The organism is Mesorhizobium sp. M0772 (assembly GCF_040320135.1).
In the GTDB taxonomy this organism is placed as follows: domain Bacteria; phylum Pseudomonadota; class Alphaproteobacteria; order Rhizobiales; family Rhizobiaceae; genus Mesorhizobium.
This window is the reverse complement of the sequence record NZ_JAMYPB010000102.1, coordinates 1-4,338: the sequence shown is the minus strand read 5'-3', so window position 1 is coordinate 4,338 and position 4,338 is coordinate 1. Positions and strand designations below refer to the sequence as shown.

At 58.1% G+C, this 4,338-nt stretch carries 4 protein-coding genes and 1 pseudogene; 4 read left to right on the top strand and 1 reads right to left on the bottom strand.

What is annotated here, in order from left to right:
• From NKI06_RS30655 to NKI06_RS30640, 4 genes and pseudogenes are all read left to right on the top strand, one after another.
• Window positions 1–198: pseudogene (locus NKI06_RS30655) on the top strand (hypothetical protein); the annotation flags it as partial.
• A 375-nt stretch (window positions 199–573) separates the two neighbouring features.
• Window positions 574–2,625: an NAD(P)-binding domain-containing protein gene (locus tag NKI06_RS30650; RefSeq protein ID WP_352987915.1), complete on the top strand. Its 2,052-nt coding sequence runs from the start codon at window positions 574–576 to the stop codon at window positions 2,623–2,625.
• The gene (locus NKI06_RS30645) at window positions 2,622–3,551 is read left to right on the top strand and encodes a 2-oxoglutarate and iron-dependent oxygenase domain-containing protein (RefSeq protein WP_352561699.1); all 930 of its coding nucleotides are present in this window, start codon (window positions 2,622–2,624) and stop codon (window positions 3,549–3,551) included. The genes NKI06_RS30650 and NKI06_RS30645 overlap by 4 nt, the downstream gene beginning before the upstream one ends.
• Before the next feature lie 21 nt (window positions 3,552–3,572).
• Window positions 3,573–3,755: an FMN-binding negative transcriptional regulator gene (locus tag NKI06_RS30640; protein ID WP_352561698.1), complete on the top strand. Its 183-nt coding sequence runs from the start codon at window positions 3,573–3,575 to the stop codon at window positions 3,753–3,755.
• Window positions 3,756–3,930: 175 nt separating this feature from the next.
• Here NKI06_RS30640 and NKI06_RS30635 read toward each other — a convergent pair.
• The coding region (locus tag NKI06_RS30635) for a transposase (protein WP_352987914.1) at window positions 3,931–4,338 on the bottom strand (408 nt) is incomplete at its 5' end.

The window sequence follows — 4,338 nt, the reverse complement described above, 5'->3', positions numbered from 1 at the left end:
TTCAATCATCTGGACAGATCCCTGCGAGTTGAAGAGAAGCAAACGGCCGCCGCTATCAGTCAGTTTCAACTCATGCGTGCCTATGAACAGAGTTTTGACCCCGCGCGCGCCCGCTCCGCCCATTTGAGGCACGTTGGCTGCACTTGGTTGCGTGCCGATCTCTCGCGGCTTCGCTCTGAAGCCCATCCGCTCAGGTGAAGACGCTATGATCGTGGATTTGAGGCCGTCCGGTTGTCAAAGTGTGGTGACTGCGCCGGATAGGGCTGCGATCGTGTCGGAAATGTCCAGCCGATTACCATCAGCATGAAATTCCGACGAGTTTAAGCTCATTTTTGTCAAGCGATTGTGCTCAAACAATGAGAGAAATTATCTATATGTCTGCTTACCGCTTCGCAAATGTGACATAAATTCTATCTGATGACCAAGTATGATAGTCGCGTTAAGGTGTTATATCATTTCTTATTATGCGCTCGATTGCTTTAACGTTCAAGATCATTTACTACTCTATCGAACGTCGCTAATTATTTACTCGGAATTGTCGTGCAACCGTTCGTTTGCCTCTAAGGAAGTTAAATGTCTGCTGTAGACGGTGTAAGCAGCGTCCGCGCCGATCGTTCTCGCAACGTCGATCGCATTGGATTCATCGGTACCGGCATGATGGGCCGGCCGATGACCGCCAAGCTCCTGCAAGCCGGCTACTCGGTGAATGTCTACGACATCGATCCCGCGGCTGCGACAGACGTGCTGAAAAAGGGCGCCCGGTGGCATAATGCACCGCGCGACGCGGCCCGCAACTGCGGCATTGTCATTACCTGCCTGCCGCTGCCACGCGACGTCTTCGACAATATGGTGGGCGAGCGGGGCGCTTTGGCCGGAATGCCCCCGGAGAGCATTTGGATCGACACGTCCACCACCGACTACCACAACACGCTCGAGATCGCCCGTCTGGCGGCAGCAATTGGCGTGGATTCGCTAGAAGCGCCCGTAAGCAACCTGTCCCACATGGGGGTCGATTTTGCCAATGTCAGCTTTTTCGTCGGCGGGTCATCGGAGGCCTATGTGCGTTGCGAGGCGGTGTTGCAAACCATGGGAGCCGTCTCCTTCCATGTCGGAGACATCGGTCAAGGCCAATCAGTTAAATTACTGACGAATCTACTTTTCTACACTGCAGCCGTTGCGAGCGGCGACGCGCTCTGCCGAAGCGTGCGGGCCGGGGTTCCAGCGCAGCAGGCGTGGCGGAATTTTGCCGGTTCTTCGGCGAACTCCGTTGCAATCGAGCAATTCGCCCCTTTTCTCCTGGATGGCAGCTACGACCGCTCCTGCACCCTGGAGATCACGGTGAAGGATATGGGCTTGACCGTCCAGCTGGCCAACCAACTGCGCGTGGGACTGCCGCTCGGACGGGCGGTCGAAAAGCGTTTTAGCTTAGCGGGACGGAAGTTCGACCGATACGACAGCCACCTGAGGGTCATCGAACTGGCGGAGGTGGTCTTCGGCGTTCGACTGCAAGTGCCGGGTTATCGCGCGCCATCCAAGTACGGTGCCAACCCCGCGCATCCGCCAGACCAAGAATTCCTGACCGATCCCGTCGGACGGATCAAACCCAAGCTTGAGCATGTGTTTCCGCTCGACGACATCCCGCTCAGTGGCATCCAGATACGGTTGCTCAAGTCTCTGGTCGGTGAGCTCACCCACATCAATCGGCTGATTCTTGACGAGGCGTTTGATCTTGGGCGCGGAATGGGCCTGAGCGATGCCCTGATACACGAGGTTATCACCTGGAGCGTAGGCGCTTCCGCTTGGTCGGACAGCCAAAATGGGCAGTACGACAACAAAGATCTTGTATATCCAGCCGCGGCGCTTGCGAAGCCGACGACTATACCGAATCTCACCTGTCCCTGTACGGAGGAACCTGTCATGAACACCCGCGATCAGCAGACGACACTGGAGCAAGCTGCGCGAAAACGCATCAAGGATTCCCATGACCTCGACGGCGACGTCGATCGCTTGACCCACTTCTATCGCGGATGGGCCAGTTCCTACGAGTTGGATGTTGGCCAGGACCGGTACTGCGGGCCGATGATCGTGGCGGAATTGGCGGGCACGGTTCAGACGGCCTATTTGGCCAATGAGCGAGCAGCCATCGCAATCCTGGACGCTGGCTGCGGAACGGGCCTCGTCGGCGTGGAACTGGAACGCCTTGGCTTCCGGTTGATCGATGGGATCGACCTCTCCGAGGCGATGGCCGAACAAGCCCGGCAAACGGGCGTCTACCGCGATGTCCAAGGCGATGTCGACCTTAACGTGCCGCTGCCCGAATACTCCAGTGCGACCTACGATATTACGGTCTGCTGCGGTGTCTTCACGCTCGGTCACATCCGACCGGACGCACTGCGCGAACTTGCTCGCGTCACGCGCCCCAACGGATTCGTCATCGTAAGCACCCGCAAGAGCTATGCGGAGGCCACATCCTTTGAAGATGAGGTGCGGCGTCTGCAGGATGCGGGCGTGCTTGTGACAGCACACTGTCTAAACGACGGCAGATACATCGCGGAGGAGGACGCACACTATTGGGTTTTCAAAGTGACCGACAAAGCTAACGCACCAACGGAGGAGCAGCTATGACCACACTACCGCAAATCTCACTGGCAAAACTGGCAGCCGATGCAACCCGACACGAAGAGCGCGAGCGCCTCCGCCTGGCCTGCGAGGAGTACGGGTTCTTCTACCTTGAGCACGGAATCCCAAAGAAACAGATCGCAGAAGCGATCCAGGCTTCCCGGCGTTTCTTCACGTTGCCACAGTCGACAAAGGAACGTTACGGTCACGCCACCCAAGACGTATACCCTGCTACCGCCCGTGGGTACAGTCCGTTGTACGGCGAGGTGCTACATCCCGAGGCTGGCCCCGATCCGAAGGAAATGTTCGACCTAGGAATCGAGAAGGAAGGCGACCGGCGTCCATTTGCTGGTTGCACACGCCTTCCGGATGACGCGGTGGCTCCTGGTTTCGCTCGAAACCTGCTTGCTTTGCAGGCTACTGTGGTCAACGACGTTGTGCCACAGCTTGGAATGGCACTGGCCGACCTGCTCGAATTGGAAGAGAGCTGGTTCCGACGTCATTTCAGCCCGCCGACGGTCCTGCAACGCGTGATCCGGTATCCATCTAGTGGCGGCACGGCCGGAAAGCATACCGACAATGGGTTCTTCACGCTGCTGCTGCAGGAGGAACTTCCCACGCGCTCCTTGCAGGTGTGGTTCGGGGAGCGCTGGGTGCCGGCGCCGAGCTTGCCCGACACTCTCGTGGTCAATCTGGGCGACATGCTTCAGGCTTTGAGCGATAACCGATTCAAGAGCACACCCCATCAGGTCGTGCATACCGGTCCGACTGACCGAATTTCCCTGCCCTTCTTTATCTATCCCGACATCGACGCTTGCCTGACTTCCCGGCAAGGAAAGCAGACCTTCAGTGTGGCGGAAGTGATGCTGCGCAACTTTGAGTCAATCTGGGAAACCCGGGATGGAGCCGGACGGGCGCGAGAGTTGCAATAGGTCGTTCGGTTTTGCCGAACTTTGCACCGCTCAAGTTCGGCAGGTACCCCGGCGTGGAACTATCTCGTTGTCCACGCCCATGGGCGCATCACCGTTCGGGATCATGGAGCGCTACGTATGTCGCAAACGTCGCGAAGCTCACACGTATGCGCAGCCGGCCAGTGGAAGATGGGCGACGCGCCGAAGGATTCATCGAAACTATGATCAAAGCGATCGCGGCTTTGGGGATCGAAATCACCCAAAGAGGTGCGCGACATTCAGAACGCTAAGGGAATGGTGAACGCCCAAAGAACCAGTAGTGTGGCACAAGCGATGAGCGAAGCCGCGGCCGGCGGTTGTGTGCGTCAAGTTCTGCAAAATGGGGCAGCCATGATGCTGGTCATGCGGCTTGGCGCAGAGCGAGCTTCTTGTGCTCGCGCAGGTCGTCCATGTTGATGTATCGGTTGGCCTCCATCCAGTTTTCGTTGGTCTCGACGGCCAAGGCCCTGACCAGGCGCAGGCAGCTTTCGGTGTTGGGGAAGATGCGCACGACATAGGTGCGCCGGCGGATTTCCTCGTTGAGCCGCTCCAGCATGTTGGTGGATTTGAGATGCTTGTGGTGCTGTCTCGGCAGCCTGAAGAAGGTCAGGGTTTGTTCGATGGCATCCTCGGCCCAGCCTGTCAGGCGCGGATAGCGTGCCGACCATTTGGCAAGCCATGCGGCAAGATCAGCCCTGGCCTCTGCGAGATCGCGCCGGTCGTAGAGCCAGCGCAATTCCTGCAGGCAGTCGTCGCCGTGCTTCCTCGG

Excerpts from the sequence above, each read along its gene's own strand:
- NKI06_RS30650 (WP_352987915.1), top strand. The coding sequence starts at position 574 with ATGTCTGCTGTAGACGGTGTAAGCAGCGTCCGCGCCGATCGTTCTCGC.
- NKI06_RS30645 (WP_352561699.1), top strand. The coding sequence starts at position 2,622 with ATGACCACACTACCGCAAATCTCACTGGCAAAACTGGCAGCCGATGCA.